Genomic DNA, 20,615 nt, shown 5'->3' on the forward strand with positions numbered 1-20,615 from the left:
GGGCTCGGGAGGCAGAGTCCGGCTCGGGGATCGGGTTCGTGACAGCGCCTGTTGCCGCCGGTGATCGGGCCGCCCGGGGTGGGAGGCGGCCCCTCGGGTGTCACCCCTGGTCGTCGAAGGCGGCCAAGTGCTCCAGCAGCAGGCCCGTCAGGGCTTCCGCGCCGTTCTCCGGGACCCAATGGTCGACGTCGGCGAGCACCTCGAAGCGGTACGGGCCGGTGATCGAATCGGCGGTGGCCTCGGCCGCGGCACGACCGAAGGCGGGGTCGCGGTCGCTCCAGACGTAGAGCGTGGGTGTGGCGATGTCGCCGATGTCGCGCAGCACCTTCGGATCGATCGCCCGGTACCAGTTCAACGCGCCGGTGAGCGCGCCCGGTTCGCGCAGAACGGCGAGATAGCGCTCGGTGAACTCGGTGGGCAGCGAGGCGAACGCCGCGCGCAGATAGGCCGCGTCCTCCCCCAGCAGCTTCTCCTCGGCCACCCCGCGGGTGCGGAACAGCCGGATGTACGAGGACTGTTCCCGCTGACCGGTGGCGTCGTCGCGGACCGCGGCGGCGAGCGCGACCGGGTGCGGCGTGGACACCACCGTCAGGGTGCGCAGCCGTTCCGGGTGCAGGCCGGCCACCTGCCACGCGAGCGCGCCGCCCCAGTCGTGGCCGACCAGGTCCACCCGGGCCGTTCCGAGCGCGTCCAGCACGGCGATCACATCGCCGACCAACTCGTCGCGCCCGTAGGCCGATTCCTGGGGCGGGCGGGCACCCGGCGAGTAGCCGCGCTGGTCGAACGCGATGGCCCGGTAGCCGGCCCGCGCCAGACCCAGGAGTTGCGCCGTCCAGGACGCGGACGTCTGTGGGAAGCCGTGCAGGAACAACACCGGCCGGCCGTCCGCCGGTCCGGCCACGCGGGCGTTGAAGATCCATCCGCCCGCCGGGATCTCGACGGCCTCCACGAACGGTTGCGCGGAGTCCGCACCGACTGATCTACCCGCCGAGGTGTTCATCCGACCTCCGGATCGCTGTGTCGCGCTGTACCGGTCCTGCGATCGGCAGCATAGGCGCGTCTCGGACCGCGAGATTCGCATCCCACCACCGTCCCGCGCCAGCCCCCGCCCGCCTGCGTGCCGAGGACACCCCGGTTTCCGGCCGCCGCGACGATTCTCATCCCACCTTAAGAAACGCCTCAGACGGCTCCCAGGCCCGCTCGACAACGTCTCCGGCATGAGCCTGACGACACCGATTCGCACCCGGATCGTGGACGTGGTGGTACCCGTGTACAACGAGGCGCACGTCCTGGCCGCCGGCGTGCGCCGCCTGCACGCCTATCTGCTCGGCGGATTCCCCTACGCCTTCCGCATCGTCATCGCGGACAACGCCAGCACCGACCGAACCTGGCAGGTGGCCCGCGAACTGGCGCGCGAACTGCCGCACGTACGCGCCGTGCACCTGGACCGCAAGGGCCGCGGCCGGGCGCTGCGCAAGGTGTGGACCGAGTCCGACGCGGATGTGGTCGCCTACATGGACGTCGATCTGTCCACCGACCTGGACGCCTTCCTCCCGCTGGTCGCGCCGTTGGTCAGCGGTCACAGCGATCTCGCCATCGGCACCCGGCTGGCCCGTTCGGCGGCGGTGGTCCGCGGTCCCCGCCGCGAGGTGGTGTCGCGGTCCTACAACCTGCTGCTGCGCGGGGTGTTCGCCGCGCGCTTCTCGGACGCCCAGTGCGGCTTCAAGGCCGTGCGCACGGTGGTCGCGCAGGCGCTGTTGCCGCACGTCCACGACGAGGAGTGGTTCTTCGACACCGAACTGCTGCTGCTGGCCGAGCGCAACGGGCTGCGGATCCACGAGGTCCCGGTGGACTGGGTCGACGATCCGGACAGCCGGGTCGACGTGCTGCGCACCGCGCTGGACGATCTGCGCGGCATGGCGCGGGTGGCCCGGCGGATCGCGGCGGGCACCTTTCGGGTCTCGGTCCCGCCCCGGGTACGCGAGGCGCGGCTGCCGCGCGGCATGCGTGCGCAGTTGCCGCGCTTCGCGATGATCGGGGTGCTGAGCACGCTGGCACACCTGCTGCTGTACGTCCTGCTGCGCGACGACATGGGCGCGCTCGCGGCGAACGCGACGGCCCTGACCATCACCACGATCGCGAACACCGCGGCCAACCGCCGATTCACCTTCGGGATCCGCGGCCGGACCGGGGCCTGGCGCCATCAGGCCCAGGGCGGCCTGGCCTTCGTCGTCGGCCTGGGCCTGAGCAGCGCGACGCTGGCCGCGCTGCACGCCGCGATCGCCCGCCCCTCGCGCACGGTCGAGGCGGGTGCCTTGGTGGGCGCGAGCGTGGTCGCCACCGTCGTGCGGTTCCTGCTGCTGCGGGTGTGGGTGTTCCGGACCGCGCGAGTCGCCGCCTCGGTGGGTCCGTCCGACCCGTCGGACCCGTCGTCTCCGACGGATCCGGGGGCTTCGGCGACCGCGACAGGCCCGGGGCGGGCGATCGCCTCGGTGACTTCGATCACGTCCAACGCTGCGCGAGGCTCGGCCCCTTCGGCGGCTCCGGCCGCACGGACCGCCCCGAGCGCACGGATCTCTTCGGCCCCCTCGCACCGGTCCGCCGGCGCGACCGAAACCGCCGGTCCGACCGGTATCGACTCCGCCGGTGCGACCGGCTCGGCAGGTGAGGACGCATGACCGCCGTAGTGGCTCCGCTCCCCGTACCGCGTCCCGATGCCGGCAGCGCGACCGCCGGACCCTGGTACGCCCGACTGGTTCGCGGGCGCGAGGCGGACGCGCCCTGGGTGCGGCCCGCGTTCCTCGCCCTGCTGCTGGGCACCGGCCTGCTGTACATCTGGGGCCTGGGCGCCTCCGGCTGGGCCAACTCCTTCTATTCGGCCGCCGTCCAGGCCGGCACCGAGAGTTGGAAGGCGTTCTTCTTCGGCTCCTCGGACGCGGGCAACTCGATCACCGTCGACAAGACCCCCGCGTCGTTGTGGGTGATGGGCCTGTCCGCTCGGGTCTTCGGCGTCAACGCGTGGAGCATCCTGGTCCCGCAGGCCCTGGAGGGCGTCGCCACGGTCGGCGTGCTCTACCTCGCGGTACGGCGCCGATTCCCGGCCTGGGCGGGCCTGTTGGCCGGCGCGCTGCTCGCGCTGACGCCGGTCGCGGCGCTGATGTTCCGGTTCAACAACCCGGACGCGCTGCTCGTACTGCTGCTCACCGTCGCCGCGTACGCGGTGACGCGCGCCCAGGAGAGCGCGAGCACCCGCTGGTTGGTGCTGGCGGGCGCGTGCGTGGGCTTCGGCTTCCTGGCCAAGATGCTCCAGGCGTTCCTGATCGTGCCGGCCTTCGCGCTGGTGTACCTGGTCTGCGCGCCGGTCGGGTTCTGGCGCCGGGTGGTGCAACTGCTGTGGTCCGGTCTCGCGTTGCTGATCGCGGGCGGATGGTGGATCGCCATCGTCGAACTGTGGCCGGAATCCTCCCGCCCCTACATCGGCGGTTCGCAACACAACTCGATCCTCGAACTCACCCTGGGCTACAACGGACTCGGGCGGCTCAACGGCAACGAGACCGGCAGTGTGGGCGGCGGCGGAGGCGGACCGCGCGGCGGTGGCGGCAACTGGGGCGCCACCGGGTGGGACCGGCTGTTCAACGCCGAGATGGGCGGCCAGATCTCCTGGTTGCTGCCCAGCGCGCTGATCCTGCTCGTGGTGGGCCTGTGGCTGACCCGACGCGCACCGCGTACCGATCCCGCCCGCGCGGCGATCGTGCTGTGGGGCGGATGGCTGTTGATCACGGCGTTGGTCTTCAGTTACATGGCGGGCATCTTCCACGCCTACTACAACATCGCGTTGGCGCCGGCGATCGCCGCGGTGGTGGCGATGGGCGCCGCGCTGCTGTGGGAGCGGCGTCGGGTCGTGCGCGCGGCGGCGGTCGCGGCGCTGACCGTGATGGTCGGCGCGTGGTGGTCGTACCACCTGCTCGACCGGACGCCGGACTGGCACCCGTGGCTGCGCCACGTCGTGCTGGTCGGCGGAGTCGTGGGCGCACTGGGTCTGTTCGGCGCCGCGCTGACCGCGCTGCGCGGGCTCGCGCCGGTGGCCGCCGCGGTCTCGGTGGCCGCGCTGCTCGCGGGACCGGCGGCGTACACCTGGGACACCGTCTCGACCGCGAAGGGCGGGTCGATCCCGTCGGCGGGGCCGGCCGGAATGGGCTTCGGGCGCGGCGGGCCGGGTGGTCCCGCGGGCATGGCGGGCGGGCCCCGGTCGTTCCAGGGCGGCCCGCCGGGACAGGCCCAGGGCGGCCAACCGGGCCAGGGCGCCCAGGCCTTCCCGGGCACCCCGGGACGGAACGGCCAGACCCCCGACGGCACCGGCGGCCCTCGCGGGCAGCGCCCCACGCCGGGCAACGGCGGCGCTGCGCAGGGCAACGGCGGGATGACGCCTCGTCAGGGCGGTGGCATGGGCGGCGGCGGGATGGGCGGACTGCTCAACGGCAGCACGCCCGGCAAGGAGGTCGTCGACACCCTGAAGCGCGGCAGCGACGCGTACACGTGGGTGGCCGCCTCGGTCGGCTCCAACAGCGCCTCGGGCTATCAACTGGCCACCGGAAAGCCGGTCATGCCGATCGGCGGTTTCAACGGCAGCGATCCCTCGCCGACCCTGGCCGAGTTCCAAAAGTTGGTCACGGATGGCCGGATCCACTACTTCATCGGCGGCGGAGCCGGCGGCATGGGCGGCGGCGCGGACGGTGCCGGCGCGGGCGGCGGCGGACTGCGCAGCATGGGCGGCAGCAACGCCTCCCAGGACATCGCGACCTGGGTCGCGCGGACGTTCACCGCGACCACCGTGGACGGGGTGACGCTGTACGACCTGACCGCGCCCGCCGGGAATGTTTCCGACGAATCGTCATCAACCGCCTGACGGGTTGTCAATCGACCTACGGCGGACGGCAAACGGCGGGCCGCTTTGATCCGTAGGATCCTCCCCCGTGACGATCAAGATGCGAAAGGTCGGGGCCGGCTTGATCGGCCTGCTGACGACCTGGGCTGTCGTGGGCGGTTCCGCACCGTCCGCGATGGCCGACGAGACGAATCCGACCGGGCCTCCGCCGAAAGTCGAGCTGGTACTCGACGTGAGCGGATCGATGAAGGCCAACGACGCCGGCGGGATGACCCGCATGGACGCCGCGAAGAAGGCCTTCAACGAGGTCGTGGACAGCGTTCCGGAACCCGCCGACTTCGGCGTGCGGGTGCTGGGTGCCACCTACCCGGGCAACGACAAGGCCAAGGGGTGCGTGGACACCCAGCAGTTGGCCCCGGTCGGCAGGCCCAACAAGGTCGTGATCAAGAACGAGATCGCCAAGCTGGCCCCGACCGGCTGGACTCCGATCGCGCTGTCGTTGCGCGAGGCCGCCAAGGACCTGGGCACCGGCGCCGGCAGCCGTCGGATCGTGCTGATCACCGACGGCGAGGAGACCTGCGCGCCGCCCGACCCGTGCGACGTGGCCCGCGAGTTGGCCGCGTCCGGACTCAACCTGATCGTGGACACCCTGGGCCTGGTCCCGGACGAGAACACCCGTCGTCAGCTCTCCTGCATCGCGGAGGCCACCGGCGGCACCTACACCTCGGTGCTCAACGCGGACGAGCTGTCGCAGAAGGTCCAGCAGATCGTCAAGCGCGCGGTGCGCGAGGCGGACGAGACGCCCGCGTCGGTCAAGGGCAGCCCGAACGGCTGCCAGGACGCGCCGTTGCTGGCGCCCGGCGTGTACAGCGACCGCGAGGAGTTCAGCCAGCACCTGTGGTACAAGGTCCCGGTCAAGCCGAACCAGGAGTTGCGGGCCACCGCGACCGTGGGTTCGGACCGCAAGGTCGCGCGCGACTACGACGTGACGGTCACCGCGTTCAGTGAGGACGGCCGCGAACTGGTCGGCAACGCGGGCGCGGGCAACGGCCGCACGGACGTGCAGTCCGCCGGTCTGCGCTACCCGTACAAGACCGACAGCGACAACGCGAAGACCAGGACGATCTGCCTGGTCGTCACCAACGCGTTCGCCGCGCAGCCGAACGTGGCCACCAAGCCGGGCCTGCCGCTGGAGCTGACGGTGGACCTGGTCCAGGCCACCGACAGCAAGGCCGCGAACGTGCACGGTCTGGGCCGCGGTTGGGTGTTCCTGGGCGTACTCGCCGCCTTCGGCCTGATCGCCGGGCTGTTGGCCGGCTGGCTGCGCCGGGCGTTCAAGGCTCTCGGGAAGGCGATGTCATGACGAGCGCGATCCGTGGAATCAAGCGGGCGTTGGCGACGGTCGCGGCGGCGTTCGTGGGCGTGACGCTGTTCGCGGCGCCGGCGACGGCCGATCAGGACGTGCCGCCGGGGACGTCGTTCCTGGGCGCGGGCACGCTCGCGCTCGGCGAGGACGCGCGCTGGTCGGCGTCCCAAGGCGAATATCTGTACTGGCAGTTCCCGGCCAAGGCGGGCAAGGAGATCCACGCCAAGGTGGATCTGGAGCTGGCCTCCGGCAACGCGCGCAGCGGCCCGGTGACCTACCGGATCGAGATCTACGACGGCCTGCGCCGGCGCCAGCCGTGCGTCGAGGGCAAGCAGGTCGCCACCGCGCAGAAGACCGACACCAAGCTCGGCCTGACCTGCACCCCGCGCACGGTCCGCGACTGGGCCGAGCCGTGGTCCACCGACCCGCTGCCCGGGATGTACTTCGTCCGGATCGCCGCGATGGACGTGCCCGACCTGGACGCGGGCGCCGCGACCAAGGTGACGGTGCGGGTGGACACCAAGGACGGCGACGACCAGGTTCCGACCTCGGACCGGCGGCTTTCCGACCCGCTGGTGCCGATCACCAAGGCCGGCTCGGTGCTCAAGAGCGGCCAGACGGCGGACACCCGGTCGGTGGCCTGGGACCAGGAAGAGGACCACTGGTACCAGTGGGACTGGATGGACGGTCCGAACGCGCGGTGGTTCTGGACCGCGATGGCGACCTTCGTCGCCGTGGTGTTCGGCATCCTGGGCTACCAGCTGACCCGGAAGAAGCGGAGCTGGTTCGGCTGACGGTGGACGGCCGACGGTCCCCGGGCCGGGCCGACGCCCGGTCGTCGGCGTGGCGAACCGCCCCGGCGCGATCCGCGCCGGGGCGGTTCGCCATGATCCTCGTGTCGCCCGGACCCCGATCGTGTACCCGATCCGAGCCCGGCAGCCGATCCGACCGAGCAGGGAGCCTGTCATGATCATCGAGCACGCGGACATCACCGTCGCGCAAGGTCGCGAGGCCGAATTCGAGGCCGCGTTCCTGCGTGGCCGCGAGGTCGTCGCCAAGTCCGACGGTTTCCGCTGGGCGCGCCTGATCCGCCAGGTCGAGTCGCCCACGTCGTACCTGCTGCTGATCGGCTGGGAGACGCTGGAGGCGCACACGGTCGGCTTCCGCGAGTCCGACCTGTTCCCGCAGTGGCGGGCCATCGTCGGCGAGTTCTTCGCGGTCCCACCGACGATCGTGCACTACGAGAGCGACCTGACCCCGGCCGACGAGGCCTGAGGCGCGCAACCGCGCCGGCACCGAGGTCCCTCGCCCGAGACGGGGCGGGGGACCTCCGCGCGTATCGACCCGGGGCCCTCGGCTCACTCCTCCCACAGCCCGGCCACGGTCAGGCCCGGGTCGATGTCGGCCAGGGCCCGGGTCGGGTCCAGGGTGGGGAGCACCCGGTGCGTCGCCGCCGCGTGCGCGTAGACCAGCAGGAGGTCCTCGGCGGTCCAGCGGACCGAGGGCCAGACCGCGTCGCGGCCCGGGCACAGGCGGGTCAGGCGGGTGTGGAATTCGTCGAGTTCGGCCGGATTGGTGAACGTCCGAGCCGCCTCGATCGCGTCGTGGTCGGTGCGCAGGAGCGCGTGCGTCGGCACCACGGGAACGCGCATGACGGCATCCGGGTCGGCGTCCGACATGCCCAGACCGCGCGCGACGCGATGCAGCGCCGACGCCATCAGCAGCGCGACGAGCAGCCCGCTGTCCTCCCGCACGCCCCGGACGGAAAGAACCTCGCCGCCCAGAAACGCTGTTCGGTGTTCAGGTGCTCACGCACGAGCATGCAGCCGACTCCCACGCAGCTCTGCGGCAGGGTTCTGGCAGCCATGCGGCTACGGTACGGCTCCGGTGGCGCGCCGTGGCGCAGTTCCGTTTATTTACGACATTGGCCCTATTCGGACCATTCGAACGCGGACCATCCGACTTTTCGCGTCAGCCCAGTTGGATGGACCGCTTGGAGAGCCCGAACCAGAAGCCGTCGATCACCTGGCTCAGCCGGTCCAGGTCCTCGTGTCCGGCGCCGAGCGAGACGAACAGCGGCGCGAGGTGCTCGGTCCTGGGGTGCGCCAGGCGCGCGGCGGGCGCCTTGTGGGTGAAGTCGAGCAACGCGTCCACATCGCCGGCGCGGAACGCCTCGTCGCCCCAGTGGTCGAATTCGCTCGACCACCCCGGCGCCGGCGCGTCCGCCCGGGGGTCCAGGCCGCGCAGGTTGTGCGTGAAGAAGCCGCTGCCCACGATCAGCACGCCCTCCTCGCGCAGCGGCGCGAGCCGTCGGCCGACCTCGTACAGCCGCTCCGGGTCGAGCGTGGGCAGCGACATCTGGAGCACCGGCACGTCGGCGTCCGGGTACATCTCGACCAGCGGTACGTACGCACCGTGGTCGAGGCCGCGCTCCGGCACGTCCCGCGTGTTCGGCCCGAGCAGCGTCCGCACCCGCGCCGCCAGGTCGGGGGCGCCCGGCGCCGGATAGGTGACCCGGTAGTAGTGCTCCGGGAAGCCGCCGAAGTCGTACACGAGCGGAATCGTGCGGGTCGCGCCGAGCGCGATCGGGGCGTCCTCCCAGTGCGCGGACACCATCAGGATCGCCGTGGGCCTGGGCAGCTCGGCGGACCAGGCGGCGAGCTGGCCGGGCCACAACGCGTCGTCGGCGAGCGGCGGCGCGCCGTGGCCGAGGTAGACGACGGGCATGCGCGCGGCGCTCCGGGGCGCGGTGGTGTCCATGGCTCCAGGGTACCAAGTAGTTCTACGTTCAACAATTGACATGACAGCAGAATCTGCCGGGAGGATCGCCGTCGGAGTAATCCGCTGGCCTGCGCCCCCGGGGTGCCACTTATCCTTGACCCCGTAATGGGAACGCCAGTAGCCACATCTCAGCTCGCCGACCTCCAGGCGCGCCTGCCCCACCTGATGCTTCGGGATCAGGACCGTCTGCGCCGTCGCCTCGACCGGGCCCGCAAGAACCGCAAGGGTCCGCAGCAGGTCGCCGAGACCGAGAGCCTGATCACCGCGTTCGACGCCGCCGAGACGCGGGTCGCGAACCGGCGCGCCGCCGTGCCCGCGATCGGGTATCCCCAGGCGTTGCCGGTCAGCCAAAAGAAGGACGACATCCTGGCCGCGATCCGCGACCACCAGGTCGTCATCGTCGCGGGCGAGACCGGCTCCGGCAAGACCACCCAGATCCCGAAGATCTGCCTGGAGCTGGGCCGCGGGGTACAGGGCCTGATCGGGCACACCCAGCCGCGCCGGATCGCCGCGCGTACGGTCGGTGACCGCATCGCCGAGGAACTCGGCGGACAACTGGGCGACGTGGTCGGCTACAAGGTCCGCTTCAACGACCAGTCCAGCGACAACACGCTGGTCAAGCTGATGACCGACGGCATCCTGCTCGCCGAGGTGCAAAACGACCGGCTGCTGCGGCAGTACGACACGCTGATCATCGACGAGGCGCACGAACGCAGCCTCAACATCGACTTCCTGCTCGGCTACCTCAAACAGTTGTTGCCGCGCCGTCCCGACCTCAAGGTGATCATCACCTCGGCCACGATCGACCCGGAGCGCTTCTCCCAGCACTTCGACGACGCGCCGATCATCGAGGTGTCCGGCCGTACGTATCCCGTCGAGGTGCGCTATCGCCCGCTCGTCGCGGAGGCCGACGAGGACGAGGACGACGAGGAGGCCGGGGGCAGGCGCCGCGCCGACGATCGGGATCAGGTGCAGGCGATCAGCGACGCGGTGGACGAGCTGCTCGGCGAGGCGTCCGGCGACATCCTGGTCTTCCTCAGCGGTGAGCGCGAGATCCGGGACACCGCCGAGGCACTGAACAAACGGCAGTTGCGCAACACCGAGGTACTGCCCCTGTACGCGCGCCTGTCCGCCGCCGAACAACACCGGGTCTTCCAGCAACACACCGGGCGACGCATCGTGCTCGCGACCAACGTCGCCGAGACCTCGCTGACCGTGCCGGGCATCAAGTACGTGATCGACCCCGGCACCGCCCGGATCTCCCGGTACAGCCTGCGCACCAAGGTGCAGCGGCTGCCGATCGAGGCCGTCTCGCAGGCCTCCGCCAATCAGCGCAAGGGCCGCAGCGGGCGCACCTCGGACGGCATCTGCATCCGGCTGTACTCACAGGAGGACTTCGAGTCGCGGCCCGAGTTCACCGACCCGGAGATCCTGCGCACCAACCTGGCCTCGGTCATCCTGCAGATGACCGCGCTGGGCCTCGGCGACATCGCCGCGTTCCCGTTCGTGGAGCCGCCGGACCGGCGCAACATCAAGGACGGCGTACAACTCCTGCAGGAACTGGGCGCGCTGGACCCGGACGAGCCGGACGTGCGCAAGCGGCTGACCCCGGTCGGCCGCAAGTTGTCCCAGCTTCCGGTCGACCCGCGTCTGGCCCGGATGATCCTGGAGGCGGACCGCAACGGCGTGGTGCGCGAGGTGCTGATCATCGCCTCCGCGCTGTCCATCCAGGATCCGCGCGAGCGCCCCGCGGAACACCAGCAGCACGCCGACCAGTTGCACGCGCGGTTCGCGGACAAGGAATCCGACTTCCTGGCGTATCTCAACCTGTGGAACTACATCAAGGAACAGCGCGACGAGCTGTCCTCCAGCCGGTTCCGCAAGTTGTGCAAGAGCGAGTTCCTGCACTACCTGCGCATACGTGAATGGCAGGACCTGCACAGCCAGTTGCGCTCGGCCGCCAAGTCGCTCGGGATCGAGGCCGGCGGCGAACCGCAGGAGCCGAACACGCAGCACATCCATACCGCGATCCTCTCCGGTCTGCTCTCGCACATCGGCCTGATGGACCCGGCCAAGCGCGAGTACGGCGGCGCGCGCGGCACCCGCTTCTCGGTCTTCCCCGGCTCGGCGCTGTTCAAGAAACCGCCGCGGTGGGTGATGGCGGCCGAACTCGTCGAGACCTCCCGCCTGTGGGCGCGGATCGCCGGGCGGATCGAGCCCGAGTGGATCGAGCCGCTGGCCGGCCACCTGATCAAGCGCACCTACAGCGAGCCGCACTGGGAACAGAAGATGGCCGCGGTGATGGCCTACGAGAAGGTCACGCTGTACGGCGTGCCGATCGTGGCCGCGCGCAAGGTCGGCTACGGCAAGGTCGATCCGGAGCTGTCCCGCGAACTGTTCATCCGGCACGCCCTGGTGGAGGGCGACTGGCGTACGCACCACAAGTTCTTCGCCGCCAACCGGCGCCTGCTCGCGGACGTCGAGGAGCTCGAACACCGGGCGCGACGCCGGGACATCATGGTCGACGACGAGACCCTGTTCGACTTCTACGACGAGCGCATCCCGGCCGACGTGGTCTCCGGACGGCACTTCGACGCGTGGTGGAAGAAGGCCCACCGGGCCGAGCCGGATCTGCTGAGCTTCGAGAAGTCCATGCTGATCAACGCCAAGGCGGGCGGGATCACCGAGGAGGACTACCCGAACACGTGGGTCGAGGAGGGCCTGGAGCTCAAGCTGACCTATCAGTTCGAGCCCGGCTCGAACGCGGACGGGGTCACCGCGCACATCCCGGTCGCGGTGCTCAACCAGCTCACCGGCGACGGCTTCGACTGGCAGATCCCGGGCCTGCGCGAGGAGTTGGTGACCTCGTACATCCGTGCGCTGCCCAAGGGCATCCGCCGCGGCTTCGTGCCCGCGCCGGACTACGCGCGCGCCATCCTGGCCCGGCTCCCGGCTCGCCGGGGGTCGTTGGTGGACGTGCTGGAGCGCGAGTTGAGCCGGATGGCCGGCATGCCGGTCAAGCGCGAGACGTGGGACCTGGCGAAGGTGCCCGAGCATCTGCGGATGACCTTCCGGGTGCTCGACGACGAGCGGCGCGTTCTCGCCGAGGGCAAGGACCTGGAGGCGCTCAAGCTCAAGCTGCGCGACCGGATGCGGGCCGCGGTGTCCGAGGCGGCGAGCACACTGGACATCGAGCGCACGGGCGTCACCACGTGGAGCATCGGCGAACTGCCGCGTGTGGTCGAACAGCGACGCGGGCCGCTGGTGGTCAAGGCGTATCCGGCGCTGGTCGACGAGGGCGCCTCGGTGGCGGTCCGGCTGTTCGACAGCGAGCCCGAGCAGTTGCGCGCGATGCGGCGCGGGACGCGGCGCCTGGTGTTGTCGAACGTGCAGTCGCCGGTCAAGCAGATCCAGGGCCGGCTGCCCAACATGGCCAAGCTGACGCTCAGCCACAACCCGCACGGCGGCATCGACGCGCTCTTCGAGGACATCCTCGCGTGCGCGGCGGACATGCTGATCCAGGACGCGGGTGGCCCGGTGTGGGACGAGGCGGGGTTCGTGCGGCTGCGCGACCGGGTCAAGGCCGGGCTGCCTCGGCTGACCGAGGACACCGTGGTCAAGGTCGAGCGCATCCTGGGCGCGTCGCACAACGTGGCCGGGCGGCTCAAGGCCACCCGCAGTCCCGCACTGGCACCGGCGCTCGCCGACGTGAAGGCGCAGTACACGGCACTGGTGCACAAGGGCTTCGTGACCGAGGCGGGTTGGCGCCGGCTACCGGACGTGCATCGTTATCTCCAGGCGATGGAGCGCCGGTTGCAGCGCCTGGAGGCGGACCCGGTCCGCGATCGCGAGCGCATGCTGAAGGTCCATCAGATCCAGGCGGCCCACCGGGACCTGCTGGACCGTCACACCAAGGGCGGACCGATCCCGGCGGAGGTCGCGGCGGTGCGCTGGCAGATCGAGGAGCTGCGGGTGAGCTACTTCGCCCAGTCGCTCGGCACACCGCAGCCGGTGTCGGACAAACGAATCCTGAAGACCATCGAGGAATTGGGCCAGTAGGCCGGGGCGGCGCGTCGAGCGCCGCCGCTCCGGGCTCAGATCGTGTCGTTGCGGAACAGGTCGTGGTCGGTCAGCAGCTTCTCCAGGCGCGCCTGGTCGACCCGGCTGACCACGGCCTCGCTCTCCTGGCGGTCGCGGACGACCTTGGCGATGGTGATGCTCGACGTCACGACGTAGAGCACGCCGAGGCCGAGGAAGGCCCGGATCCAGCGGTCCACCGGAAGGTAGACGATCCCGATCAGGACCGCGCTCACGGATACGCCGAAGGACAGCGCGGCCTGAACGAAGAAGCCCTGGGTGTTGTTGGTACGCAGCGGCGTTGTCATGGCAACAGTGTTGGGCCGACCGGGTGTTGCGCACATGAGTAGATGTACTCAAGTGGGACGGCCCCCGGCGAGAGGCCGGGGGCCGTACAGGTCGGCGATGTGAAAGTCGGTCGGTGCTACGTCCAGCGCTTGCTGCCGTTGGTGCTGTTGGCGCACACCAGCGACTCACCCTTGTTGTTCACCGCGGTGGCGCCGAGCTGCGAACAGAAGCGGCCCCTGACCTGAACGCCGCCATCGGCCGGCGGCGGGTCGTTCTTCGGCGGGTCGGTCTTGGGCGGGTCGGCCTTCGGCGTGTTCGGCTTCGGCGTGTTCGCCTCCTCCTGCGCCGGTGACGCGGGCGGCGGATCGGCGGGAGCCGTGCTCGCGGACGGCGCGTTCTTCGGCGCCGTGGTGGCACCGGGCGCGGGCGTCGTCGCCGCGCCCGAGGGTACCGACGTCGACGTCGAGGCCGGCGTCACCTTGTCCCCGGAGTCGCCGTCCCCTCCGCCGGACAGCCCACTCGAGAACGCGACCAGGAAGACCACGGCCGAGACGATCGCCGCGCCGATCTTCAGGGGGCGCTGCCAGTCGGTGTACTTCCACATCAGGAAGATGCCCACCGGTGCGAACACGACGAGCAGGACTACGATCCACAAGGTGCGCTGGTACCAGGGACGTTGCGGTTGAGATTGCGGTGGAAGCCCGGGTTGCGGAGAAGCGGACGAACCGTTTCCCCAGTGCGGGTCCCCACCCGTTCCATATGACATACGCAAATACTGGCAGCAACCGACCGAACCATCCGACCACGTGATCGAATCGAGACTCACCGCCAACCGGCTTGTCCGATCTTGGCCGAAAAGTGCTGCGCGAGCCGCCCGGAAGGCGACTCGCGCAGCAGGGGTTTCGCAGGTCGACGCGGGATCAGGCGGCGATGGTGTGCTTGGCGGTGGCCGGTTCCAGGGCCAGTTCCAGCACCTCGCGCACGTCGGCGACCGCGTGCACGGTGAGCCGGCTCAGGATCTCCTCGGGCACGTCGTCCAGGTCGGCCTCGTTGCGCTTGGGGATCAGCACGGTGGTCACACCGGCCCGCTCCGCGGCGAGCAGCTTCTGCTTCACGCCGCCGATCGGCAGTACCCGGCCGGTGAGCGAGACCTCACCGGTCATCGCGACGTCCGAGCGGACCGGCCGCCCGGTGAGCAGCGACACCAGCGCGGTGGTCATCGTGACGCCGGCGCTCGGGCCGTCCTTGGGGACCGCTCCGGCCGGGACGTGGATGTGCACGCCTCGGTCCTTGAGGTCGCCCACCGGCACCTCCAGCTCCGCCCCGCGCGAGCGCAGGTAGGACAGCGCGATCTGCGCCGACTCCTTCATCACGTCGCCGAGTTGGCCGGTCAGGGTCAGTCCCGTACCGCCCGTCTCCGCGTCCGCGAGCGACGCCTCGATGTAGAGCACGTCGCCGCCCGCGCCGGTGACCGCGAGCCCGGTGGCCACGCCCGGCACCGCGGTGCGCTGCTCGGCCTTGCTCAGCAGCGACTCCGGGGTGTGCCGGGGCCGGCCGAGGTAGTCGCGCAGGTCGCCGGCGTCCACCGTGATCGGCAGCGGGTGCGCGTCGGCGTCCAGCGCCTGCCGGGCCGCGACCTTGCGCAGCACGCGGGCGATCGAGCGCTCCAGGGTGCGCACGCCCGCCTCCCGGGTGTACTCGCCCGCCAGCAGCCGCAGCGCGTCCTCGGTGAAGGACACCTCGGTGTCGTCCAGACCCGCCTTGTCCAACTGACGCTTGATCAGGTGGTCCCGGGCGATGACGACCTTCTCGTCCTCGGTGTAGCCGTCGAGCCGGACCAGTTCCATCCGGTCCAGCAGCGGCTCGGGGATCGTCTCCAGGACGTTGGCCGTGGCCAGGAACACCACGTCGGAGAGGTCGAGTTCGACCTCCAGGTAGTGGTCGCGGAAGGTGTGGTTCTGGGCCGGGTCGAGCACCTCCAGCAGGGCCGCGGTGGGGTCGCCGCGGTAGTCCGAGCCGACCTTGTCGATCTCGTCGAGCAGGACGACGGGGTTCATGCTGCCCGCCTCCTTGATCGCCCGAACGATGCGACCGGGCAGCGCGCCGACGTAGGTGCGCCGGTGGCCGCGGATCTCGGCCTCGTCGCGCACACCGCCGAGCGCGACCCGGACGAACGAGCGACCCATCGCACGGGCCACCGACTCGCCCAGCGAGGTCTTGCCGACACCGGGCGGGCCGACCAGGGCCAGTACCGCGCCGGATCGCCGGCCGCCGACCACACCCAGCCCGCGCTCCTCACGGCGCTTGCGGACCGCGAGGTACTCGACGATGCGCTCCTTGACGTCCACCAGACCGGAGTGGTCCGCGTCCAGGATCGCGCGCGCCTCGGCGATGTCGTACGCGTCCTCGCTGCGCTCGTTCCACGGCATTTCCAGGACGGTGTCCAGCCAGGTGCGGATCCAGCCGCCCTCGGGCGACGCGTCGGAGGCGTGCTCCAGCTTGTCGACCTCCTTGAGCGCGGCGGCCAGCACCTTCTCCGGCAGGTTCGCCGCCTCGACCCGGGCGCGGTAGTCCTCCTCCTCGCTGTCCGGGGTGCCGTTGAGCTCGTTGAGCTCCTTGCGCACCGCGGCGAGCTGCTGCTTGAGCAGGAACTCGCGCTGCTGCTTGTCCATGCCCTCCTGGACGTCCTTGCGGATCGTCTCGGCCACGTCCAGCTCGGCGAGGTGGTCCCGGGTCCAGCCGACGACCTTGGTCAGCCGCTCCTGGACGTCGACGGTCTGCAGGACCTCGATCTTCTGCTGAAGCGTCAGGTACGGGGCGTAGCCGGAGTTGTCCGCCAGGTCGCTCGGGTCCTCCAGCGCCTGTACGTGGTCGACCACCTGCCACGCGCCGCGCTTGCCCAGCACGGTGGTGACCAGGGCCTTGTACTCGCGGGCCAGCTCGTGGGTGTGCTCGTCCGCCTCGACGTCCGCCACCCGGGTCGCCTCGACCCACAGCGCCGCGCCGGGCCCGGTGGTTCCGGTGCCGATCCGCACCCGGCTCTCGCCGCGCACCACCACGACCGACTCACCCCCGGGCAGCCGGCCGACCTGCTCGATCACCCCGAGCGTGCCCACCGCGGGGTATTGCCCGTCGTCACGCGGAACAAGCAGCACCCGTGCCTTGCTCTCACTACGGATGCCGGGTCCGGCGGACCGCCCCGCGGCCGCCCGCGCGGCATCCACGGCGGCACGGGTCTCCGCGTCGTCGAGTTCGAGCGGGACCACCATGCCGGGGAGGACGACCACGTCGTCCAGCGGAAGAACCGGCAGGGTCAGGGTCCCGATGGTCTCGCTCATGTCATGCCCCTCAGGTAGCCACAGTCGAAAAAGTTGCGCTGCACTGACTCAAGAAACAAGAGCCCCTCTTTGTTCCCCCGCCCTCCCGATCCCTGTTCGCCCACAGCGAAGCCCCTTCGGTTGGCGGGTCGGGGGCGCCGGGTCGGTGACGTTGAGGGCGGGATACCGCCAGACCCGGGGCGGCGGGCGCGGTTGTACTGGGACTCCCCGTTGTCGGGGACCCCCTCCCCGCCCTGCCGAAAGGGACGTCATGTCCGCCATTGCCGGAGCCGACTCGCACACCGCCGACGCACCCGGATCGGCCCGCCGGGAGTCGCCCCGGTACTGGCCGGGCGTGGTGTGTCTGTCGGTCGGCATCTTCGCGATCGTGACGACCGAGATTCTGCCGATCGGGTTGTTGACGCCGATCGGGGACGACTTCGGCGTCTCGGACGGCACGGCGGGGTGGCTGATGGTCGTGCCGGGCCTGTTGGCGGCGGTCTGTGCGCCGGTGGTGACGGTGTCCACCGGGCGGCTGGATCGACGCACGATGCTGGTCGCGCTGATCGTGTTGTTGGCGGCGGCGAACTTCCTCGCGGCCATCGCGCCCGCGTTCTGGGTGGTGCTGGTGGCGCGGGCCCTGGTGGGGGTCACCATCGGCGGATTCTGGTCGATCGGGGCCGGGTTGGCGCCTCGGCTCGTGCGTGCGGAGCTGGTGGGTACGGCAACCGCGGTGATCTTCGCGGCCGTTCCGGCCGGCTCCGTGCTGGGCCTGCCGGCCGGTACGCAGCTCGGCGAACACATCGGCTGGCGCGCCTCGTTCGTGGTCATGGGCGTGCTCGCGCTCGGCGTGGCGATCGCGCTGGCCGTACTGTTGCCGCCGCTGCCCGCGCTCGAGGTCACCCGGGCCCGGGTGTTGTGCGGTCTGCTGCGCGGCGGCGGCATCCGGATCGGCCTCGCCGCGACGTGCCTGATCGTGATCGCGCACTTCGGCGCCTACACGTACGTGACGCCGTTCCTGGAGCAGGTCACCCGGGCGGACCGGGAGCTGATCGGTGTCTACCTGCTGGCCTTCGGCGTGGCCGGCATCGTCGGCAACTTCGTCGCGGGCGTGACGATGGTCCGCGGCCTGCGCGCGACCTTCGTCACGTGCGCGGCGCTGATCGCCCTCGCCACCCTGCTGTTCCCGCTGCTCGGCCGGCAAGACGCGGGCGCGATCGGCCTGCTCGTGGTCTGGGGCTTGGCATACGGCGCCGTCCCGGCCTGCTCGCAGACCTGGTTCGCCCGCTCCGCGCCGCACGCCCAGGAGGCCGCCACGGTCGTGTTCACGTCGTCGTTCCAGCTCACCCTGGCCACCGGCGCGCTCGCCGGCGGCGCCGTCGTCGACGCCTCCTCCCCCTCGACGGTCATGGTGTGCGCCGGGGCCGTGGCCCTGGCCACCATCGCCGCCCTGACCACCCTCGGCGGCCCGGGCGAGGCGTCCCCGACCGCGACGGGCGCGAAGCGCGCTTGAGCGATTTCCGCTCGGGTTCGGCAACCCCCGGGGCGGGTCCGGGCGATGGCTCGGGAAAAGAAGTGCGAAGCCGGGCTTGACCTGAAGTTGACTTCAACTTCTAACGTCTTCACCAGGCGCTCGGACGGAATCGCCTCCGGGCCCGCACCGCACTCGTTCGCACTTCTCTTCGTCTTCTTGGGGGACCTCATGAGCACCGACACGCAGACCACCACCGCCACGAACACCTTCCGCCTGGCCGTCATCGTCGGGAGCACCCGCGAGGGTCGCTTCGCTCCGGTCGTGTCCAACTGGTTCGCCGCCAAGGCCGAGCAGCACGGGGACTTCGAGGTGGACATCATCGACCTGGCGCACGACCGGCTGCCGGACGTGTGGGCCCCGATGGGCAGCGAGCCCGCCGCCGTGGTCACCGCGGTCGGTTCCCGGCTCGACGCCGCCGACGCGTTCGTGGTGGTCACGCCCGAGTACAACCACAGCTTCCCGGCCGGACTCAAGAACATGATCGACCTGTTCCGCGGCGAGTGGCAGGGCAAGCCGGTCGGCTTCGTGTCCTACGGCGGCATCTCCGGCGGCCTGCGCGCCGTCGAGCAACTGCGCCTGGTCTTCGCGGAGCAGCACATGGTCACCACCCGGGACGGGCTGGCGTTCCCGATGGCCTGGGAGAAGTTCGACGCGGACGGGCAGCCGGTGGACGTCGCGGGCACCGACGCCGCGGCCAAGGTGATGCTCGATCAGCTCGCGTGGTGGACCGACGCCTCCCGGTCGATGCGCGCGCGCCGCCCGTACGGCGTCTGAGAGCCGTCCGGGAAGCCGCCGCCATTCCCCCGCCGAACGCCAGGAGCCCGTGATGGCAACGACCACCGCCCCGACCGCGAGTACGCCCGCGGCCGACGCCCCCGCCCCTTCCCGCAGCATCGCGGCGATCGCCCTCGTGGTCGTCCTCGGCTCGGTGATGTCCGTCCTCGACGTCACCGTCGTCAACGTCGCGCTCAACCACCTCGCCCAGGACTTCGACGCCCCGCTCGCCACCATCCAATGGGTGGCGACGGGATACACGCTGGCCCTGGCCACGGTCATCCCGGTGGCCGCGTGGGCGATGGGCCGATTCGGCACCAAACGCCTGTACATGTTCTCGATCGGCACCTTCGCGGCCGGATCCGTGCTGGCCGGACTGGCCTGGTCGGCCGAGTCGCTGATCGCCTTCCGGGTCCTCCAGGGGCTCGGCGGCGGCCTGATCATGCCGGTCGGGATGACCATCCTGGCCCGGGCCTCGGATCCCGCCCGGATGGGCCGCACGATGGCCATCCTGGGCATCCCGATCCTGATCGGCCCGCTGGCCGGCCCGATCCTGGGCGGGTGGCTCGTGGACGACGTGTCGTGGCGCTGGATCTTCTTCATCAACGTGCCGATCGGCGCGATCGCCCTGGGCCTGGCCGCCAAGGTCTTCCCCCGGGACACCCCGCAGCCGACCAGGCCGCTGGACGTGCCCGGGCTGCTGATGCTCTCCCCCGGTCTGGCGCTGCTCGTCTACGGCCTGGCCACCGGCGGCGACAAGGGCGACTTCGGCTCCGTCGGGGTGCTGGTGCCGGCCGTGCTCGGCGCGCTCCTGGTGGTCGGCTTCGTGGTCCGGGCGCTGCGGATCGAGCACGCGCTGATCGACCTGCGACTGTTCCGCAGCCGCCCGTTCGTGGCCGCAGCGGGCACCATGGTGCTGTTCGTCTGCGCGTACTTCGGCTCGATGATGCTGGCCCCGCTGTACTACCAACTGGTGCGCGGCGAGAGCGCCACCGCCTCCGGCCTGTTGGGCGCACCGCAGGCACTGGCCACCGCGCTGTCGATGCAGGTCGCCAGCAGGCTCAGTGACCGGGTCGCGCCGGGACGGATCGTGCTGGTCGGCATCGTGGTCGCCGCCTCCGGGTTCCTCGCCTTCACCACGCAGGTCGCCGCGGACACCCCGTACTGGGTGCTGATGTCCTGCCTGTCGGTGATGGGCGTCGGGGTCGGCATGACGCTGATGCCGACCACCGCCTCCGCGCTGCGCGCCATGTCGCACGAGCAGGTCGCGGTCGCGGGTACCACCTTGACCATCATCCAGCAGGTCTCGGCGGCGGTCGGCGGGGCGCTGATGTCGGTGCTGCTGGCCGGCGCGATGCGGGACGGCCTGCCCGCCGGGCAGGGGGCCGGTGGGCTCGGCGAGTTGCACGCGTTGTCGCCGGCGGTGATCGCCGAGATCGGGCCGCGGTTGGCGGACGCCTTCCAGGGGACGTACTGGTGGGCCGTGAGCTTCATGGCGCTGGCGTTCGTGCCGGCGCTGCTGATGAGCCGGCGCACGCCCGCGGCGCGGGCCGAGGCGAGGTAGGACCGCCTCTTCGCCGGCCGCCGACGCGG

16 protein-coding genes are annotated in these 20,615 nt (G+C 71.0%); 9 read left to right on the forward strand and 7 right to left on the reverse strand.

Annotation, left to right across the window (positions count from 1 at the left end; translation table 11 throughout):
- Positions 1-100: 100 nt before the first annotated feature.
- Entirely contained in the window at positions 101-1,000 is a 900-nt protein-coding gene (locus ACWCPW_RS35025; RefSeq protein ID WP_449765604.1) for an alpha/beta fold hydrolase, read from the reverse strand.
- Positions 1,001-1,217: 217 nt separating this feature from the next.
- Here ACWCPW_RS35025 and ACWCPW_RS35030 point away from each other — a divergent pair, with 217 nt between their 5' ends.
- The 5 genes from ACWCPW_RS35030 (at position 1,218) to ACWCPW_RS35050 (ending at position 7,526) form a co-directional block, all read left to right on the forward strand.
- Complete coding sequence (locus tag ACWCPW_RS35030) at positions 1,218-2,678, forward strand: glycosyltransferase (RefSeq protein ID WP_449765605.1); 1,461 nt, start codon at positions 1,218-1,220, stop codon at positions 2,676-2,678.
- Positions 2,675-4,906 (forward strand): glycosyltransferase family 39 protein, encoded by a 2,232-nt coding sequence (locus ACWCPW_RS35035; protein ID WP_449765606.1) that lies wholly within the window; start codon positions 2,675-2,677, stop codon positions 4,904-4,906. The genes ACWCPW_RS35030 and ACWCPW_RS35035 overlap by 4 nt, the downstream gene beginning before the upstream one ends.
- Before the next feature lie 67 nt (positions 4,907-4,973).
- Positions 4,974-6,248 carry a VWA domain-containing protein gene (locus ACWCPW_RS35040; RefSeq protein WP_449765607.1) on the forward strand — a complete coding sequence of 425 codons (1,275 nt, stop codon included), beginning with the start codon at positions 4,974-4,976 and terminating at the stop codon, positions 6,246-6,248.
- Positions 6,245-7,045 carry a peptidase gene (locus ACWCPW_RS35045; protein WP_449765608.1) on the forward strand — a complete coding sequence of 267 codons (801 nt, stop codon included), beginning with the start codon at positions 6,245-6,247 and terminating at the stop codon, positions 7,043-7,045. Before ACWCPW_RS35040 ends, ACWCPW_RS35045 begins: the two co-directional genes overlap by 4 nt.
- Positions 7,046-7,217: 172 nt before the next feature.
- Positions 7,218-7,526 carry an antibiotic biosynthesis monooxygenase family protein gene (locus ACWCPW_RS35050; RefSeq protein WP_449765609.1) on the forward strand — a complete coding sequence of 103 codons (309 nt, stop codon included), beginning with the start codon at positions 7,218-7,220 and terminating at the stop codon, positions 7,524-7,526.
- 83 nt (positions 7,527-7,609) lie between these two features.
- Here the strand turns inward: ACWCPW_RS35050 and ACWCPW_RS35055 are convergent, their stop codons facing one another.
- The 3 genes from ACWCPW_RS35055 to ACWCPW_RS35065 all read right to left on the reverse strand — a co-directional run bounded on the left by ACWCPW_RS35055 (position 7,610) and on the right by ACWCPW_RS35065 (position 9,011).
- Positions 7,610-8,005: a hypothetical protein gene (locus ACWCPW_RS35055; protein ID WP_449765610.1), complete on the reverse strand. Its 396-nt coding sequence runs from the start codon at positions 8,003-8,005 to the stop codon at positions 7,610-7,612.
- Positions 7,969-8,118: a hypothetical protein gene (locus ACWCPW_RS35060; protein ID WP_449765611.1), complete on the reverse strand. Its 150-nt coding sequence runs from the start codon at positions 8,116-8,118 to the stop codon at positions 7,969-7,971. The genes ACWCPW_RS35055 and ACWCPW_RS35060 overlap by 37 nt, the downstream gene beginning before the upstream one ends.
- 104 nt (positions 8,119-8,222) lie before the next feature.
- Positions 8,223-9,011 (reverse strand): dioxygenase family protein, encoded by a 789-nt coding sequence (locus ACWCPW_RS35065; RefSeq protein WP_449765612.1) that lies wholly within the window; start codon positions 9,009-9,011, stop codon positions 8,223-8,225.
- A 126-nt stretch (positions 9,012-9,137) separates the two neighbouring features.
- Between ACWCPW_RS35065 and hrpA the strand changes: the two genes are divergently transcribed.
- Positions 9,138-13,091, forward strand: coding sequence for an ATP-dependent RNA helicase HrpA (hrpA, locus tag ACWCPW_RS35070; RefSeq protein ID WP_449765613.1), 3,954 nt, complete (start codon positions 9,138-9,140; stop codon positions 13,089-13,091).
- 35 nt (positions 13,092-13,126) lie between these two features.
- Here hrpA and ACWCPW_RS35075 read toward each other — a convergent pair whose 3' ends face one another.
- From ACWCPW_RS35075 to lon, 3 genes are all read right to left on the reverse strand, one after another.
- On the reverse strand, positions 13,127-13,417 hold the full coding sequence (locus ACWCPW_RS35075) for a YiaA/YiaB family inner membrane protein (protein WP_449765614.1): 291 nt from the start codon (positions 13,415-13,417) through the stop codon (positions 13,127-13,129).
- Positions 13,418-13,533: 116 nt separating this feature from the next.
- A complete protein-coding gene (locus tag ACWCPW_RS35080) occupies positions 13,534-14,052 on the reverse strand; it encodes a hypothetical protein (RefSeq protein ID WP_449765615.1) in 519 nt (172 codons plus the stop codon).
- A 265-nt stretch (positions 14,053-14,317) separates the two neighbouring features.
- Positions 14,318-16,735: an endopeptidase La gene (lon, locus tag ACWCPW_RS35085; RefSeq protein WP_449765616.1), complete on the reverse strand. Its 2,418-nt coding sequence runs from the start codon at positions 16,733-16,735 to the stop codon at positions 14,318-14,320.
- 250 nt (positions 16,736-16,985) lie between these two features.
- Between lon and ACWCPW_RS35090 the strand changes: the two genes are divergently transcribed.
- The 3 genes from ACWCPW_RS35090 to ACWCPW_RS35100 all read left to right on the forward strand — a co-directional run bounded on the left by ACWCPW_RS35090 (position 16,986) and on the right by ACWCPW_RS35100 (position 20,586).
- Positions 16,986-18,227, forward strand: a complete 1,242-nt coding sequence (locus ACWCPW_RS35090) for an MFS transporter (protein ID WP_449765617.1) — start codon at positions 16,986-16,988, stop codon at positions 18,225-18,227.
- A 189-nt stretch (positions 18,228-18,416) separates the two neighbouring features.
- Positions 18,417-19,022: an NADPH-dependent FMN reductase gene (locus ACWCPW_RS35095; protein ID WP_449765618.1), complete on the forward strand. Its 606-nt coding sequence runs from the start codon at positions 18,417-18,419 to the stop codon at positions 19,020-19,022.
- Positions 19,023-19,074: 52 nt separating this feature from the next.
- A complete protein-coding gene (locus ACWCPW_RS35100) occupies positions 19,075-20,586 on the forward strand; it encodes a DHA2 family efflux MFS transporter permease subunit (protein WP_449765619.1) in 1,512 nt (503 codons plus the stop codon).
- Positions 20,587-20,615: the final 29 nt, after the last annotated feature.

Source organism: Embleya sp. NPDC001921 (assembly GCF_053594475.1).

Coding starts and splice junctions, on each gene's coding strand:
- ACWCPW_RS35025 (WP_449765604.1), bottom strand. CDS start 1,000: ATGAACACCTCGGCGGGTAGATCAGTCGGTGCGGACTCCGCGCAACCG.
- ACWCPW_RS35030 (WP_449765605.1), top strand. CDS start 1,218: ATGAGCCTGACGACACCGATTCGCACCCGGATCGTGGACGTGGTGGTA.
- ACWCPW_RS35035 (WP_449765606.1), top strand. CDS start 2,675: ATGACCGCCGTAGTGGCTCCGCTCCCCGTACCGCGTCCCGATGCCGGC.
- ACWCPW_RS35045 (WP_449765608.1), top strand. CDS start 6,245: ATGACGAGCGCGATCCGTGGAATCAAGCGGGCGTTGGCGACGGTCGCG.
- ACWCPW_RS35050 (WP_449765609.1), top strand. CDS start 7,218: ATGATCATCGAGCACGCGGACATCACCGTCGCGCAAGGTCGCGAGGCC.
- ACWCPW_RS35060 (WP_449765611.1), bottom strand. CDS start 8,118: ATGGCTGCCAGAACCCTGCCGCAGAGCTGCGTGGGAGTCGGCTGCATG.
- ACWCPW_RS35065 (WP_449765612.1), bottom strand. CDS start 9,011: ATGGACACCACCGCGCCCCGGAGCGCCGCGCGCATGCCCGTCGTCTAC.
- hrpA (WP_449765613.1), top strand. CDS start 9,138: ATGGGAACGCCAGTAGCCACATCTCAGCTCGCCGACCTCCAGGCGCGC.
- ACWCPW_RS35075 (WP_449765614.1), bottom strand. CDS start 13,417: ATGACAACGCCGCTGCGTACCAACAACACCCAGGGCTTCTTCGTTCAG.
- lon (WP_449765616.1), bottom strand. CDS start 16,735: ATGAGCGAGACCATCGGGACCCTGACCCTGCCGGTTCTTCCGCTGGAC.
- ACWCPW_RS35090 (WP_449765617.1), top strand. CDS start 16,986: ATGTCCGCCATTGCCGGAGCCGACTCGCACACCGCCGACGCACCCGGA.
- ACWCPW_RS35095 (WP_449765618.1), top strand. CDS start 18,417: ATGAGCACCGACACGCAGACCACCACCGCCACGAACACCTTCCGCCTG.
- ACWCPW_RS35100 (WP_449765619.1), top strand. CDS start 19,075: ATGGCAACGACCACCGCCCCGACCGCGAGTACGCCCGCGGCCGACGCC.